A 14,921-nucleotide genomic window follows, 5' to 3' on the forward strand; every position below is an offset into this window, starting at 1 on the left:
TCGTGACCACCGCCCGCCTGCCCCTCTTCCCGCTGAACACGGCGCTGTTCCCGGGACTCGTTCTGCCGCTGTCCGTCTTCGAGGAGCGGTATCGCGCCATGATGCGCGAGCTGCTGAAGACCCCGGAGGACGAGCCGCGCCGGTTCGTCGTCGTGGCGATCCGTGACGGCCATCAGCTGGCGCCGAGCGCCATGGGCCTGCCGGACCCCGACACCGCGACCGACGAGAGCCCGGCGGCCGGGTTCGGCCCGGACCCGCTCAAGGCGCTGCACCGGGTGGCCTGTGTGGCGGAGGCCGCGACCATCCGGGAGCGGACCGACGGCACCTTCGAGGTGCTGTGCACCGGCACCACCCGGGTCCGGCTGCTCTCGGTGGACGGCTCGGGGTCGTTCCTGACCGCCGAGGTGGAGGAGCTGGAGGAGGACCCCGGCGACGAGGCGGGCGCGCTCGCCGAGGGCGTGCTGCGCTCCTTCCAGCAGTATCAGAAGCGGCTGGCGGGCGCCCATGAGCGCTCCATCTCCGCCGACTCCGACCTGCCGGACGACCCCAGTGTGATCTCCTACCTGGTGGCGGCCGCGATGGTGCTGGACACCCCGACCAAGCAGCGTCTCCTCCAAGCCCCGGACACCGCGTCCCGGCTGCGGGACGAGCTGAAACTGCTTCGCTCGGAGACGGCGATCATCCGTAGTCTGCCCTCACTGCCCGCGTTCGAGCTGACGCGGGCGCGTACCAGTCTGAACTGAGGGAACCGAGGCCGACACCCGCGATGGCGAAGAAGTCCAAGAAGCAGCAGACGTCAGGAGCGGGCGGCACGCCCGCCACGGTTGCCCTCACCGCGGCGGGCGTCGGCCACACGGTCCACTCCTACGAGCACGACCCCGCCCACCCCTCCTTCGGCGAGGAGGCCGCCGAGGCGATGGGCGTCTCCCCCGACCGCGTCTTCAAGACCCTGGTGGCCGACGTGGACGGCACCCTGACGGTGGCCGTGGTCCCGGTCTCCGGCACGCTGGACCTGAAGGCGCTGGCCGCGGCCGTCGGCGGCAAGCGGGCGGCGATGGCCGACCCCGCGCTCGCCGAACGCACCACCGGCTACGTACGCGGCGGCATCTCCCCGCTGGGGCAGCGCAAGAAGCTCCCCACGGTGCTGGACGAGTCGGCCGGGGCGCACCCCACGATCTGCGTCTCCGCGGGCCGACGCGGCCTGGAGGTCGAACTCGCCCCCGCCGACCTCGCCACCCTGACGAAGGCCGTACTGGCCCCCATCGGCCGCGCCTGAGCGATCCCTAGGCCGGGGGTGTCCCGTAAGGACCCTGGCCGTGGGGCTCGTCCTCGTACCGGCGTGGCTCGTACGGGTCGGGGTCGCGGGGCCCGAAGAGGGCCGTCAGGCCCAGGTGGACCAGGAGGGCGCCCAGCGGCCAGGCCAGCAGGGCGCCCTTGGCACCGAGCCGGAGCGGGGCCGGGAAGGTGACGCCCGCGCCGACCGCCTTGGCGTGCGCGATGACGTCCGACGTCGGGCCCAGCCACACCCCGAGCCGCCAGGCCAGCAGCGAGCCGAGCAGGCCGCCGACGCCCAGCCCCACCACCAGCGGCACGCCCCCGCGCCGCCGCAGCAGGAACACCAGGGCCGCGCTGATCAGCCCGAAGGCCAGACCCAGCAGGGCGAACGTGCCGTCCACCCCGGCCGCCTGCTCACCCTCGGTGTCCTTGAGGTAGACCACCCAGCTGCGGTCGGTCTGCTCGCCGACGAGCGGCACGTGCGGGGCCAGCCACCACCACAGCAGCCCGAGCAGCACCCCGGAGAGCGCCACCGCCACGGCCACGGCCACGGCTTCGCGTACTTCGGTCTTCATACCGGGGCCGTCCTGTCCGTACGGGTCCGCGACCGGTGTCCCGCCCGAGGGGCCCCCTCCGTGCTGATGCGCGAAGTCGTCGTGCGGCGGCGGTGGCGGAGTCAGGGGTGCGGTCACCCTGACATCGTGCCAGGTCGTGCCGCGCGCCGCGTCACCGGACGGCGGCCCGGCGGTACGCCCGGGTCGCCACGGCCAGCGAGATCACCCCGACCCCCGCGCACACCCCCAGGTCAGCGAGGACCATCGCCCAGTCCGGGTCGGGACCGAAGGTCCGCGCGTACGCCTCCACCCCGTAGGTGGAGGGCAGCAGATCGCGGGCGAGGCGCACGATGCCCGGCATCCGGTCGGCGGGCAGCACGCCCAGCAGCAGCGCCGCCGACATGCCCAGCTGGCCCAGCAGCGTGGCGAGTTCGGGGCGCGGCGCGAGCAGCCCGCAGGCGGCACCGAGCCCGGACAGCGCGGCCCCGGCCAGCGGGATCACCGCGAGCAGCACCCACAGGTTGGACAGCGGCAGCCCGAACAGCGCGCAGCCGACCACGGCGGTCACCAGCGTCCCCGGCACGGTGAAGGAGGCGTACGCGGCCGCCGCGCCCAGCACCACGGCGGCGGGCGGCACCGGCAGCGTGGCGTAGTGGTCGAGCCCGCCGCTGGCGCGCAACTGGCCGAAGTACTGCGAGAGCAGGTTCAGCGCCACGTAGGCGACGACCAGGACGGACGATCCGGCGACCACCGCCTGGGCCTCCGGCCCGCTGTCCACGACACCGCGCATCATCACGGCGATGCCGACCGACTGGAACGTCGCCACGAACAGCAGCGGGATGCGCGCCACCCGGGCCCGCGACAGCTGCGCACGGTAGACGGCGGCCAGCGACGGCCACAGCCGCACGGGCGGCCCCAGCTCCGCAGCGCGCCGCGCCTGCCCCGGCGCGCTCTTCGCGGCACTCGGCAGCACCTCGGCGGGTACGACACTCACGACGCGCTGCTCCTCTTCCCGACGACGGCCGGACAGCGGTCCCCCAGGGACCATACGGATGCGACGAGGCCCGCGCTCACGCCTTCACCAGCCCCTGCCGGGCCGCCCCGCCGAGAGCCAGGTAGACGTCCTCCAGGCTCGGCGTGGCCAGGGTGAAGTCGTCCAGCGCGGCGAACGCGGCCCCGCCGGTGACGGTGGCGACGGCGGCCCGCGCCTCCTCGGGGGCGAGCCGGAGCGTCCAGCGGCGCCCGGCCTCCACGGCCCGTTCACGCAGGACGGCGACCTCGGGCACGTCCAGCGGCGCCCGCTCCCGCCAGACCAGCTCGACCCGGACCTCGCCGGAGACCCGCTCCTTGAGCCCGGCCGGGGTGTCGCAGGCGATCACCCGGCCCTGGTCGAGCACGGCGACCCGGTCGAGGACGGTCTCGGCCTCGATGACGTTGTGGGTGACCAGCAGCACGGACGCGCCGTGCTCGGCGCGGCGCCGGTCGACGGCGGCCCAGACGGCGCGCCGGGCCACCGGGTCCATCCCGGTGGTGGGCTCGTCCAGCACCAGCAGCGGGCGCCTGCCGACGAGCGCGGCGGCGAGGCAGGCGAGCCGCCGCTGTCCGCCGGAGAGCTTCTTCAGCGGGCGTCCGGCGATCGGGGCGAGCCCCAGCTCGTCCAGCACGGCGTCCCGTTCGGCGCGGGCGGCGCGCACGTCCAGGCCGCGCAGCCGCCCGGTGGTCTCGGCGGCGAGGGCGACGGTCAGCTCGTCCAGCGCGGAGGACTCCTGGCCGAGGTAGGCGAGGATGCGGGCGGCCCGCTCGGGGTGGCGCACGATGTCGTGGCCGAGGATCTCGACGCCGCCGGAATCGGGGCGCAGCAGCCCGGTGAGCTGCCGTACCAGGGTGGACTTGCCCGCGCCGTTCGGGCCGAGCAGTCCGAATATCTCGCCGTGGCGCACGTCCAGCGTCACCTGGTCGGTGGCCCGCACCTCGGGCGCGCCCGGCGTTCCGCGCCGCCCCTTGACGGGCGGATAGGTCTTGGTGAGCGCGCGCACGCGTACGACGTCGTCGTACCGAAGTGCCTGTCCCGCGCGCGTAGTCACAAGGGACGAGAGTACGCGGTGCGGACCCTTTACTCGCCTTTGGGTCACCTCATCACGGCGTCCGCCGGTCAGGGCCCGTTCACTCCCCTGCGGAGGCGCTCTCCGCGGCGGCGGGTACGTCGAACTCGCGCCAGAACCCGGCCCGGATGGCGTAACGGTCGTGTTCGTCGATCTGGTCGTCCTTGTGGGCGAGCAGGCCGAAGCGGGCCGCGTAGCGCAGCAGCTCGCCGTCGATGCGGTGCGGGACGCGGGGGTACATCGCGGCCAGCCGCTGGAGGTGGCCCTGGTCGCCGAGCCGGGACATCCAGCGGCGGGCGAAGACCTGGCCGACCTCGTAGGGGTCGCCGCCGACCGTGGTGATGTCCTCCTCGCGGTCGGCCCAGCGCTGCTCGGCGGTGGTGAGCTGGGCGAGCGTCGGCATGGAGGCGGCCTCCGGCGGCTCGGCGGCGGTGCCCGGCCGGTCCACCCAGCCCTTGTCGGAGGACCAGCGCAGGGTGGCGTTGGCCGGGTGCTGGGCGGGCGGGGCACCGGGGGCGCGCAGCGCGGCCAGGTCCTTGGGGGTGGGGACGCCCTTGTGGGCGGCCGCCCGCTCCTGGGAGCCGTTCTCCGGCGCCTCGGCGGCCTGGCGGTGGGTGTCCTCCTCGGCGGGGCGCCCGCCCCCGGAGAGCGCGGACTCGGGCAGCGGGGCGGAGAGGATCGCGGCGATCTCGGGGCGGGGCACCGGCGGCGGGACACAGACACCGGCCGGCTCCTTGGCGCGGACGGCCTTGACGATCCAGGCGCGGTCGAGCACGCGCCGTTCGTCGGCCTCGGCGACCAGGTCCTCGGACTGGTTGTAGTCGCCGTCGGCGGCCTGGACGGCCCACAGGTGGACGGCGACGCCGTGCTCCTTGGCGGCCATCATGCCGGGCAGCAGGTCGCCGTCGCCGGTGACGAGGACGATGTCGGAGCAGGCGCGGTTACGGGCCAGCTCGGTCAGCTCGGCGTGCATGGCCGCGTCGACGCCCTTCTGCGCCCAGCGGCCGTCGCTTCTGGTCAGGGCGCCGAGGCGGACGGTCACGCGGGGCATCACCCGGAGTCTGCGGTGCTCCGGCTGGGGGACCCGGTCGGGGGCGCCGTCGAACCAGTAGATCCGCAGCAGCGGGCGGCCGGTCTCGGACTCGGCCCGTTCGCGCAGCGCCTGGATGAGCGCGGTGTGGTCGACGATGATCCGGGACCGCGAGGGCTCACCGGCGAGGAGGCTCGCGGCGGCTCCCAGCAGATACCCGGCGTCCACCAGGACGATGCAACGGTCCACGCGACTCACCCTCTTTCCGGGAGGTATTGCTTCGGCGTTCCTTCGAGTCTGCCCGACCGCGCGGGGGTTAACGGCCGGAACTCGATCTTCGGCGTGGCGTTTCCGGGAGCCGGTGTCCCCACCAGCCCTGTCACACACGGTAATTATCCGACATGCGCTTGATGTCAGCGTATGTGAATCTAATTTCGGCCCTGGCCCCTAGACCCCCTTCAGGAGGCAGATCCCCATGGCCAAGAACAAGAACCGCAAGCAGACCGGCCCGAAGAACCGCGCTTCCCAGGCCGAGCAGTCCCAGCGCTCCGGCGAGCAGGCGTCCGAGGCGCAGGAGGCCACCGCCCAGATCGCGGGCGGCCAGCCGGACTACGCACAGAAGCAGAACAAGCGCTTCGGCCACAACTGAGTGCTGCTAAAGGGCATTTGAGCCCCCGAGCACACAGCGAGCACACGAAAAGGGGCGCACCTCCGCGGGGTGCGCCCCTTTTGCTTCGCCTACCGCCGGGCTCAGCCGGCCAGGCAGGACGGGCCGAGCAGCACCTTCAGGTCGCCGTAGAGCGCCGGGTCGGGTTTGACCCGGTGCCGGTCCAGGCGCAGCACGGTGGTCTTGTGCGGGCCCTGGAGCTTGATGCGGACCTCGCTGTCGCCCTTGTGGTGGGTGAGGATCTCACCGAGGCGGCTGATCATGGGCGGGGTGACCCGGACCGCCGGGATGGTGAGCACGACGGGGGCGTTGGTGCCCGCGTTGGACAGGTCGGGGACCTGGAGTTCCATGGCGACGAGCCGGGGCACGTCCTCGCGCTTGTCGAGCCGTCCCTTGACGAACACCACGGCGTCCTCGACCAGTTGGGTCGAGACGAGCTGGTAGGTCGCCGGGAAGAACATGCACTCGATGGAGCCCGCGAGGTCCTCCACGGTGGCGATGGCCCAGGCGTTGCCCTGCTTGGTCATCTTGCGCTGGAGGCCGGAGATGATGCCGCCGATGGTCACCACCGCGCCGTCGGAGTGCTCGCCGCCGGTCAGCTGGGAGATGCCCGCGTCGGCCTTGTCGGAGAGCACGTGCTCCAGGCCGAAGAGCGGGTGGTCGGAGACGTAGAGGCCGAGCATCTCCCGCTCCTGGGCGAGGAGATAGGTCTTCTCCCACTCCTCGTCGGTGAACTGGACGTCCAGTCCGAAGCCGGGCTCGCTGCTGGCCTCCTCCCCCATGCCGCCGAAGAGGTCGAACTGTCCCTCGGCCTCCTTGCGCTTGACCGCGACCACGTTGTCGATCATCGGCTCGTACTGCGCGGTGAGGCCCTTGCGGGTGTGGTTCATCGAGTCGAAGGCACCGGCCTTGATCAGCGACTCGGTGGTGCGCTTGTTGCAGGCGACCGCCTCGACCTTGTCGAGGTAGTCCGGGAAGGAGAGGTACTTCCCCTTGGTCTTGCGGCCCCGGATGATCGCCTCGACCACGTTGGTGCCGACGTTGCGCACGGCGGAGAGGCCGAAGAGGATCACGTCGTCGCCCTGGGCGGCGAAGTTGGACTCCGACTCGTTGACGTCCGGCGGGAGCACCTTGATGCCCATGCGGCGGCATTCGTTGAGGTAGACCGCCGACTTGTCCTTGTCGTCCTTGACGGAGGTCAGCAGTCCGGCCATGTACTCGGCCGGGTAGTTGGCCTTCAGATAGGCGGTCCAGTAGGACACCAGGCCGTACGCGGCGGAGTGCGCCTTGTTGAACGCGTATCCGGCGAAGGGGACCAGCACGTCCCACAGCGCCTGGATGGCCTCGTCGCTGAAGCCCTTCTTGCGGGCGCCGCCCTGGAACAGGACGAAGTTCTTCGCCAGTTCCTCGGGCTTCTTCTTGCCCATCACGCGGCGGAGGATGTCGGCCTCGCCGAGCGAGTAGCCCGCGATGATCTGGGCGGCCTTCTGCACCTGCTCCTGGTACACGATCAGGCCGTGGGTGACCGCGAGGACCTCCTCGAGCGGCTCCTCCAGCTCCTTGTGGATCGGCGTGATCTCCTGCAGGCCGTTCTTGCGCAGGGCGTAGTTGGTGTGCGAGTCCATGCCCATCGGGCCGGGACGGTAGAGCGCCGAGACGGCGGAGATGTCTTCGAAGTTGTCCGGCTTCATCAGGCGCAGCAGCGAGCGCATGGGGCCGCCGTCGAACTGGAAGACGCCGAGGGTGTCGCCGCGCTGGAGCAGTTCGAAGGTCTTCGGGTCGTCGAGCGGGAGGCTCAGGAGATCGATGTCGATCCCCTTGTTGGCCTTCACCATCTTGACGGCGTCGTCCATGATCGTGAGGTTGCGCAGGCCCAGGAAGTCCATCTTGAGCAGGCCGAGCGATTCACAGCTCGGGTAGTCCCACTGCGTGATGGTCACGCCGTCGGTGTGCCTCACCCACACCGGGACGTGCTCGGTGATGGTCTCGCTGGACATGATCACGCCCGCGGCGTGCACACCCATCTGGCGGACGAGGCCCTCGACGCCCTTGGCGGTGTCGATGACCTTCTTCACGTCCGGCTCGTTCTCGTACATCCCCCGGATCTCGCCCGCCTCGCCGTACCGCGGGTGCGAGGGGTCGGTGATGCCGTTGAGGTCGATGCCCTTGCCGAGGACGTCGGCGGGCATCGCCTTGGTGAGGCGGTCGCCCATCGCGTACGGGTAGCCCAGCACGCGCGCGGAGTCCTTGATGGCGTTCTTCGCCTTGATCTTGCCGTAGGTGCCGATCATGGCGACCTTGTCGGCGCCGTACTTCTCGGTCACGTACCGGATCACCTCGACGCGCCTGCGCTCGTCGAAGTCGATGTCGACATCGGGCATCGAGATGCGCTCGGGGTTGAGGAACCGCTCGAAGATCAGGCCGTGCGGGATCGGGTCGAGGTCGGTGATGCCCATGGCGTAGGCGACGATCGAACCGGCCGCGGAGCCTCGGCCGGGGCCGACCGCGATGCCGTTGTTCTTGGCCCACATGATGAAGTCGGCGACCACGAGGAAGTAGCCGGGGAAGCCCATCGAGATGATGACGTCCATCTCGTACTCGGCCTGCTTCTGCCGGTCGTCGGGGACGCCGCCGGGGAAGCGGCGCTCCATGCCCCGGCGCACCTCCTCCTTGAACCAGGTGACCTCGGTGAAGCCCTCGGGGATGTCGAACTTGGGCATGAGGTTCTTGGCCTCGAACATGCCGGTCGTGTCGACCATCTCGGCCACCAGGAGGGTGTTGGCGCAGCCCTCCTGCCAGGCGTCCGAGGAGTCGATGGCGTACATCTCGTCCGTGGACTTCAGGTAGTAGCCGGTGCCGTCGAACTTGAAGCGGCCGGGCTCGGAGAGGTTCTTGCCGGTCTGGATGCACAGCAGGGCGTCGTGGGCGGCCGCCTCGTGCGCGTACGTGTAGTGCGAGTCGTTGGTGACCAGCGGGGGGATGCCGAGCTTCTTGCCGATCTCCAGCAGGCCGTCGCGGACCCGGTGCTCGATGTCGATGCCGTGGTCCATCAGCTCCAGGAAGTACCGGTCCTTGCCGAAGATGTCCTGGTAGTCGGAGGCGGCCTGCAGGGCCTCCTTGTCCTGGCCGAGCCGCAGCCGGGTCTGGACCTCGCCGGAGGGGCAGCCGGTGGAGGCGACGACGCCCTCGGACCACTGGGAGATGGTCTCCTTGTCCATCCGGGGCCACTTCTGGAGCCAGCCCTCGGCGTACGCGTCGGAGGAGAGCCGGAAGATGTTGTGCAGGCCGGTACGGTTCACCGCCCACATCGTCTTGTGGGTGTAACCGCCGGAGCCGGAGACGTCGTCCCGCTTCTGGTGCGGCTGGCCCCACTGGATCTTGCGCTTGTTGCGCCGGGACTCGGGGGCGACATACGCCTCGATCCCGATGATCGGGGTGATTCCGGCCTTCTTCGCGGAGTGGAAGAAGTCGTACGCCCCGTGGAGGTTGCCGTGGTCGGACATGGCGATGTGTGTCATGCCCATCTCATTGCAGGCATCGAACATGTCCTTGAGCCGCGCGGCACCGTCCAGCAGCGAGTACTGGGTGTGGACGTGCAGGTGCGTGAAGGGCGGCTTCGACACGGTTTCGGCCTCCAGATGAACAAGAACGGGACAGCGAGGAAGTCTATGCCCCGGCACTGACACCCCCGGGCGCCGTCCACGTACCTTCATGGGGGAACCGGGCACTCCGGCGCGGCGTCGCCCGTTGTGGACGGCGGGAGCGCCGCCGTACCGCTCCCGCCGTCTTTCCCACGCTCACGCACGATCCGCACCAGGAGGCACCCCGCGATGTCGGTTCCCCAGCTCAGTGACGAGCAGCGCGGCGAGGAGATCCTCGCCGTCTTCGACACCGCCTTCGGCCGGCTGCTGGCCGCGGACCCGGCCGCGTTCCGGGTGAAGTTCCGCAAGATGGCCGCGAGCGCCTTCGCCTTCTACCGGGGCACGGCCAGCCTCTTCTACCACGACCTCGACGCCGAGAAGCGGGGCGGCCCGTACCTGGACGAGCGCACCTCGCGGGTGTGGGTGCACGGCGATCTGCACGCCGAGAACTTCGGCACCTACATGGACTCCAACGGCCGCCTGGTCTTCAACGTCAACGACTTCGACGAGGCGTACGTCGGCCCCTTCACCTGGGACCTCAAGCGCTTCGCCGCCTCCATCGCGCTGATCGGGTACGCGAAGGCGCTCAGCGACGAGCAGATCACCGAGCTGGTGACGGTCTACGCGGTCGCCTACCGCGAGCGCGTCCGCGCCCTGGCCACCGGCGCCAAGGACGACGAGGTGCCGCCCTTCACCCTGGACACCGCGCAGGGCCCGCTGCTGGACGCGCTGCGCGACGCCCGCTCGCTGACCCGGTTCGGGCTGCTGGAGTCGATGACGGAGATCCGGGACTTCGAGCGCCGGTTCGCGCCGGGCGGCGGCTCGGTCGAGCTGGACGCGGCCACCCGGTACAAGGTGCTGGCCGCCTTCGACGGCTACCTGGAGACGCTCCCGGACACCTCGCTGGCCCGCCCGGAGTCGTACCGGGTGAAGGACGTCGTGGGTCGGCGGGGCATCGGCATCGGCTCGGCCGGGCTGCCCTCGTACAACATCCTGCTGGAGGGGGCGACCGACGCCCTGGAGAACGATGTGGTGATCTACATCAAGCAGGCCCAGACCCCGGCCGTCTCCCGGCACATCACGGACCCGGCCATCGCCGGTTACTTCCAGCACGAGGGCCACCGCACGGTGATCTCCCAGCGCGCCCTGCAGGCGCACGCCGACCCGTGGCTGGGCTGGACCGAGCTGGACGGCGCGGGCCAGCTGGTGGCCGAGATCTCGCCGTACGCGGTCGACCTGGACTGGGGTGACATCGACGACCCGGAGGAGATCGCGGCCGTCGTCGCCGACCTCGGCCGGGCCACGGCCACCATGCACGCGGCGGCGGACGAGACCACCTCGGGCGAGTCCCTGGTGCCGTTCTCCACCGAGCGGGCCATCGACGCCGCCCTCGCCGCCGACGAGGAGGGCTTCGCGCCCCTGCTGGTGGACTTCGCGCACGCGTACGGCGCCCGCGCGCGTGCCGACCACCAGATCTTCCTGGACCTGTTCCGCAACGGCCGGATTCCGGGTCTGTAGCCGCCACAGGACCGCGCACGGGCCCCGCGGACCCCTTACGGGTGCCTCACAGCGGTCCGTGACACACTCTCCTCTCGCCATGGACATATCCGGGACCCAGCTCAGAACCGTGCGCGCGGCGCTGTTCACGGCCTTCACCGTGACGCTCAGCACCGCGTCGCACGTCCTGCTGTCCCGGTCCCCGCTGCCGGTGGCGACCGTGCTCGCGGTCGCCACCGGGGTGTTCACCGCCGCCTACGCGCTGGCGGGCCGCGAGCGCGGCTTCGGCTCCGTCGCGGCCCTGCTGATCCCGCTGGAGCTGGCCGCCGACACGGTGTTCACCACCGGCCAGCACGCCTGCTACGGCCGGGCCGGGGGCCCGGTCACCGGCCCGCTGCACGCGGTGGGCCTGGACCTGCTGTGCCGGGGCGGCGCCCTGGGCGGCCCGCTGGCCCGGGTCTCCGGCGGTCCGGACCGCGCGGGCGCGCTGCTCGCGCACACGGACCCGGCGGGCGCCTGGCTGCTGCTCGCCGCGCACATCGGGGTGGGGCTGCTGGCCGCCGCCTGGCTGCGACGGGGCGAGCGGGCCCTGGCCGAGCTGGTGCGGGCGGTCGCCGCGACCACGTTCCGCCCGCTGCTGCTCGCGGTGGCCGCCGGTACGGTCCGGACGGCCCCGGCCCGCCGGATGCCGCGCCGCACCCCGCGTCCGGCCACCGCGCGGACCCTGCTCCTCGCGCACTCCCTGGGACGACGCGGACCGCCGTGCTCCCTCGCGCTCGCCCGCCCCTGAGCGACCCCGGGCGGCACAGAGCACGACCCAGTTCCCCCACACGTATCCCGCGCACACGTACCTCGCGTACGGCATGTGCGCGTCCCCTATGGAGATCACCACTATGAGCAAGCGGAACACCCAGGCGGCGAAGACGGCGGCGCGTGAGCGGCTGCGTCAGGAGCGCGAGCGCCAGGCCAAGCGGGACAAGGTCAAGCGGCAGGCGATCGTCGGCCTGTCGGTGGTGGCGGTGCTCGCCGCCGCGGGCGGCATAGGTTACGCGGTCGTCCAGAACAACAAGCCGAGCGGCTGGGAGGCGGCCAAGAAGGCCACCCTGGTCAAGCCCGCGCACACCACGGGCAAGGACGGCACCACGGTCGTCATCGGCAAGGACAGCGCCAAGAAGACCCTCACCATGTACGAGGACCCGCGCTGCCCGGTCTGCGCGGCCTTCGAGCAGGCGTCCGGCGCCACGGTGGACAAGGACGTCACGGAGGGCAAGTACAAGGTTCAGTACGTCGGCGCGACCTTCATCGACGACGGCATCCCGGGCGAGGGCTCCAAGAACGCGCTCAGCGCGCTGGGCGCGGCCCTGAACGTCGACCCGGAGGCGTTCCTGAAGTACAAGTCGGCGCTGTACTCGGCGAAGTACCACCCCGACGAGCAGGAGGACAAGTTCAAGAGCGACGACTACCTGATCAAGGTGGCGGACACCGTGCCCGCGCTCAAGGGCAACGCGGCCTTCCAGAAGGCCGTGAAGGACGGCACCTACGACAAGTGGGCGCTGGTGATGAGCGAGAAGTTCGACGTGGACGGCAAGAAGTACGGCTTCCAGGGCACGCCGACGCTGCTGATGGACGGCAAGAAGGTCACGGGCTCCGACGGCAAGAACGCGCCGATGACGCAGCCCGAGTTCGTCACCGCGATCAACAAGGCCCTCAAGGGCTGATCCCCGGCACCGGCCCCGGCCGGATGCCGGTCACCGCGTGAAGAGCGGGCGAACTTTCGGAGTTCGCCCGCTCTTCGGTCATACCGATCAGTAACCTGATCGGCCGTGACCAGTCCCCACAGATCCGTCGAGGCCGCTCCGGCCCGCAACACCCTTGCGCCCAGCCGCCGTACGGTCGTCAAGGCCGCGGCGGCCACCGCCGTCCTGGCCGGGCCGCTCGCCGCCGCCCTCCCGGCCCGCGCCGCCACCGCGGCCCCCGTCTTCCGCCACGGTGTCGCCTCCGGCGACCCGCTGCCCGACGGCGTCCTGCTCTGGACGCGGGTGACCCCGGTGCCCGAGGCCCTGCCCGGCTCCGGGGTCGGCCCGGACACCGAGGTCGGCTGGGTCGTCGCCCGCGACAAGGCGTTCACCTCGGTCGTCGCCACCGGCTCAACCACCGCCACGGCGGCCACCGACCACACGGTGAAGGCCGATATCCGCGGCCTGCAGCCGGGCACCGACTACTGGTTCCGCTTCACCAGCGGCGGCGCCGACTCCCCCGTGGCCCGCACCCGCACCGCGCCCGCCGCCGACGCCGTCGTACCCGGTCTGCGCTTCGGCGTGGTCTCCTGCGCCAACTGGGAGGCGGGCTACTTCAGCCCCTACCGCCACCTCGCGGCCCGCGGCGACCTGGACGCCTGGCTGCACCTGGGCGACTACGTCTACGAGTACGGCACCGGCGAGTACGGCACCCGGGGCACCGTCGTCCGCCCGCACTCCCCCACGCACGAGATCCTCACCCTGGCCGACTACCGGATACGGCACGCCACCTACAAGACCGACCCCGACCTCCAGGCGCTGCACCTGGCCGCGCCGGTCGTCGCCATCTGGGACGACCACGAGTTCGCGGACAACGCCTGGGCGGGCGGCGCCGCCAACCACACCGAGGGCGCCGAGGGCGCGTGGGCGGCCCGTCAGGCGGCCGCGAAGCAGGCGTACTTCGAGTGGATGCCGGTCCGCCCGGCGCTGGCGGGCACCACGTACCGCAGGCTGCGCTTCGGCAAGCTCGCGGATCTGTCCCTGCTGGACCTGCGCTCGTTCCGCTCCCAGCAGGCGGCCACCGCCTCCGGTGCGGTCGACGACCCGGACCGCACGCTCACCGGGCGGGCCCAACTGGACTGGCTGAAGGCCGGGTTGAAGGCGTCCGACACCAAGTGGCGGCTGGTCGGCAACTCGGTGATGATCTCGCCGTTCGCGGTAGGCGCGCTCTCCGCCGACCTGCTCCGGCCGCTGGCGAAGCTCCTCGGGCTGCCGCAGGAGGGCATCGCCGTCAACACCGACCAGTGGGACGGCTACACCGACGACCGGCGCGAACTCCTCGCCCACCTCAAGACCAACGCCATCGGCAACATCGTCTTCCTCACCGGTGACATCCACATGGCGTGGGCCAACGACGTGCCCTACGACGCGGGCACCTACCCGCTGTCGGCGTCGGCGGCCACGGAGTTCGTGGTCACCTCGCTCACCTCGGACAACCTCGACGACATCGTGAAGGTGCCCGAGGGCAGCGTCTCGGCGGTCGCCGCGCCGGTCATCCAGGCCGCCAACCGGCACGTCCACTGGGTCGACACCGACCGCCACGGCTACGGCGTCCTCGACATCACCGCCGAGCGGGCGCAGATGGACTACTACGTCATCTCCGACCGTACGAACCCGAACGCCACGTCGGCGTGGGCGCGTTCGTACCGCACCCGCAGCGGCACCCAGAAGGTCGAGCGGAGCTACAGCCCGGTGTAGGGGCCGCTCACAGGCTGTCGAGGAAGCCGAGCGCCACCCGCCAGGTGGCCTCGGCGGCCTCGGCGTCGTAGTCGGGCAGGTCCCGGTCCATGTAGAGGTGACCGGCGCCGGGGTAGCGGTAGACCTCCACGTCCGCGCCCGCGCGGCCCATCTGGAGGTACCAGGCGCTCAGCCAGTCGTCCGTCTCGAACGGGTCGGGCTCGGCGACGTGCAGCTGCACCGGCAGTTCGTCCACGTGCGCGTTGGCCGCGATGTCCGAGGTGCCCTGGAGGAGCAGCAGCCCGCGGGCCTTGTCGTCGCCGAGGGCGAGGGTCTGCGCGACGGAGCCGCCGAGCGAGAACCCCGAGTAGACCAGCCCGCGGTCGGAGTAGGGGGCGACGGCCAGCACGGCCCGCTTGAGCAGTTCCTCCGTGCCCACCGACTGCTGGTACTCCATGCCTTCCTCGACCGAGTCGAAGGTGCGGCCCTCGAAGAGGTCCGGCGTCCACACCTCGTGACCGGCCGCGCGCAGCCGGTCCGCCGCGTCGCGCACCGCGGGGGTGAGCCCGTAGGCGGAGTGAAAGAGCATGATGTTCATGCGCCCATGGTGCCAGCCGCACCTGGTCAGGGCGTTACCGGCGCGGCCCGCCCACCCGGTGCGAGACCGAACACACAGGTTCAT

Annotated in this window: 13 protein-coding genes; 7 read left to right on the forward strand and 6 right to left on the reverse strand. The window is 71.4% G+C overall.

The features are described from left to right. The first annotated feature begins 2 nt into the window (after window positions 1-2). Window positions 3-743 carry an LON peptidase substrate-binding domain-containing protein gene (locus tag ACI2LY_RS15035; RefSeq protein ID WP_404707521.1) on the forward strand — a complete coding sequence of 247 codons (741 nt, stop codon included), beginning with the start codon at window positions 3-5 and terminating at the stop codon, window positions 741-743. A gap of 23 nt (window positions 744-766) precedes the next feature. Further along, entirely contained in the window at window positions 767-1,276 is a 510-nt protein-coding gene (ybaK, locus tag ACI2LY_RS15040) for a Cys-tRNA(Pro) deacylase (RefSeq protein WP_393597185.1), read from the forward strand. Window positions 1,277-1,283: 7 nt separating this feature from the next. Here the strand turns inward: ybaK and ACI2LY_RS15045 are convergent, their stop codons facing one another. The 4 genes from ACI2LY_RS15045 to ACI2LY_RS15060 all read right to left on the reverse strand — a co-directional run bounded on the left by ACI2LY_RS15045 (window position 1,284) and on the right by ACI2LY_RS15060 (window position 5,210). Then, window positions 1,284-1,967: an AAA family ATPase gene (locus tag ACI2LY_RS15045; RefSeq protein WP_393911221.1), complete on the reverse strand. Its 684-nt coding sequence runs from the start codon at window positions 1,965-1,967 to the stop codon at window positions 1,284-1,286. 34 nt (window positions 1,968-2,001) lie between these two features. Beyond that, the gene (locus ACI2LY_RS15050; RefSeq protein WP_404707522.1) at window positions 2,002-2,823 is read right to left on the reverse strand and encodes an ABC transporter permease; all 822 of its coding nucleotides are present in this window, start codon (window positions 2,821-2,823) and stop codon (window positions 2,002-2,004) included. A gap of 76 nt (window positions 2,824-2,899) precedes the next feature. Next, window positions 2,900-3,913 carry an ABC transporter ATP-binding protein gene (locus ACI2LY_RS15055; RefSeq protein ID WP_388992342.1) on the reverse strand — a complete coding sequence of 338 codons (1,014 nt, stop codon included), beginning with the start codon at window positions 3,911-3,913 and terminating at the stop codon, window positions 2,900-2,902. 79 nt (window positions 3,914-3,992) lie between these two features. Beyond that, window positions 3,993-5,210 (reverse strand): NYN domain-containing protein, encoded by a 1,218-nt coding sequence (locus ACI2LY_RS15060; RefSeq protein ID WP_404707523.1) that lies wholly within the window; start codon window positions 5,208-5,210, stop codon window positions 3,993-3,995. Between the two features lie 226 nt (window positions 5,211-5,436). Here ACI2LY_RS15060 and ACI2LY_RS15065 point away from each other — a divergent pair, with 226 nt between their 5' ends. Then, window positions 5,437-5,610, forward strand: a complete 174-nt coding sequence (locus ACI2LY_RS15065) for a hypothetical protein (RefSeq protein ID WP_404707524.1) — start codon at window positions 5,437-5,439, stop codon at window positions 5,608-5,610. A gap of 101 nt (window positions 5,611-5,711) precedes the next feature. On the opposite strand, the gene dnaE is transcribed toward ACI2LY_RS15065, so the two are convergent. Beyond that, a complete protein-coding gene (dnaE, locus tag ACI2LY_RS15070) occupies window positions 5,712-9,251 on the reverse strand; it encodes a DNA polymerase III subunit alpha (RefSeq protein WP_404707525.1) in 3,540 nt (1,179 codons plus the stop codon). Window positions 9,252-9,458: 207 nt separating this feature from the next. On the opposite strand from dnaE, the gene ACI2LY_RS15075 reads away from it, so the two are divergent. The 4 genes from ACI2LY_RS15075 (at window position 9,459) to ACI2LY_RS15090 (ending at window position 14,260) form a co-directional block, all read left to right on the forward strand. Further along, window positions 9,459-10,787: a DUF2252 domain-containing protein gene (locus ACI2LY_RS15075; protein ID WP_404707526.1), complete on the forward strand. Its 1,329-nt coding sequence runs from the start codon at window positions 9,459-9,461 to the stop codon at window positions 10,785-10,787. Between the two features lie 79 nt (window positions 10,788-10,866). Beyond that, the gene (locus ACI2LY_RS15080) at window positions 10,867-11,556 is read left to right on the forward strand and encodes a hypothetical protein (protein ID WP_404707527.1); all 690 of its coding nucleotides are present in this window, start codon (window positions 10,867-10,869) and stop codon (window positions 11,554-11,556) included. Window positions 11,557-11,659: 103 nt separating this feature from the next. Beyond that, window positions 11,660-12,484 (forward strand): thioredoxin domain-containing protein, encoded by an 825-nt coding sequence (locus ACI2LY_RS15085; RefSeq protein WP_404707528.1) that lies wholly within the window; start codon window positions 11,660-11,662, stop codon window positions 12,482-12,484. Window positions 12,485-12,589: 105 nt separating this feature from the next. Next, a complete protein-coding gene (locus tag ACI2LY_RS15090) occupies window positions 12,590-14,260 on the forward strand; it encodes an alkaline phosphatase D family protein (protein WP_404707529.1) in 1,671 nt (556 codons plus the stop codon). Between the two features lie 7 nt (window positions 14,261-14,267). Here the strand turns inward: ACI2LY_RS15090 and ACI2LY_RS15095 are convergent, their stop codons facing one another. Beyond that, window positions 14,268-14,837, reverse strand: coding sequence for a dienelactone hydrolase family protein (locus ACI2LY_RS15095; RefSeq protein ID WP_393597167.1), 570 nt, complete (start codon window positions 14,835-14,837; stop codon window positions 14,268-14,270). Window positions 14,838-14,921 lie beyond the last annotated feature (84 nt).

It is taken from the genome of Streptomyces sp. NPDC002176 (assembly GCF_044903645.1).
GTDB lineage: Bacteria > Actinomycetota > Actinomycetes > Streptomycetales > Streptomycetaceae > Streptomyces.

Coding starts and splice junctions, on each gene's coding strand:
- ybaK (WP_393597185.1), top strand. CDS start 767: ATGGCGAAGAAGTCCAAGAAGCAGCAGACGTCAGGAGCGGGCGGCACG.
- ACI2LY_RS15065 (WP_404707524.1), top strand. CDS start 5,437: ATGGCCAAGAACAAGAACCGCAAGCAGACCGGCCCGAAGAACCGCGCT.
- ACI2LY_RS15075 (WP_404707526.1), top strand. CDS start 9,459: ATGTCGGTTCCCCAGCTCAGTGACGAGCAGCGCGGCGAGGAGATCCTC.
- ACI2LY_RS15080 (WP_404707527.1), top strand. CDS start 10,867: ATGGACATATCCGGGACCCAGCTCAGAACCGTGCGCGCGGCGCTGTTC.
- ACI2LY_RS15085 (WP_404707528.1), top strand. CDS start 11,660: ATGAGCAAGCGGAACACCCAGGCGGCGAAGACGGCGGCGCGTGAGCGG.
- ACI2LY_RS15095 (WP_393597167.1), bottom strand. CDS start 14,837: ATGAACATCATGCTCTTTCACTCCGCCTACGGGCTCACCCCCGCGGTG.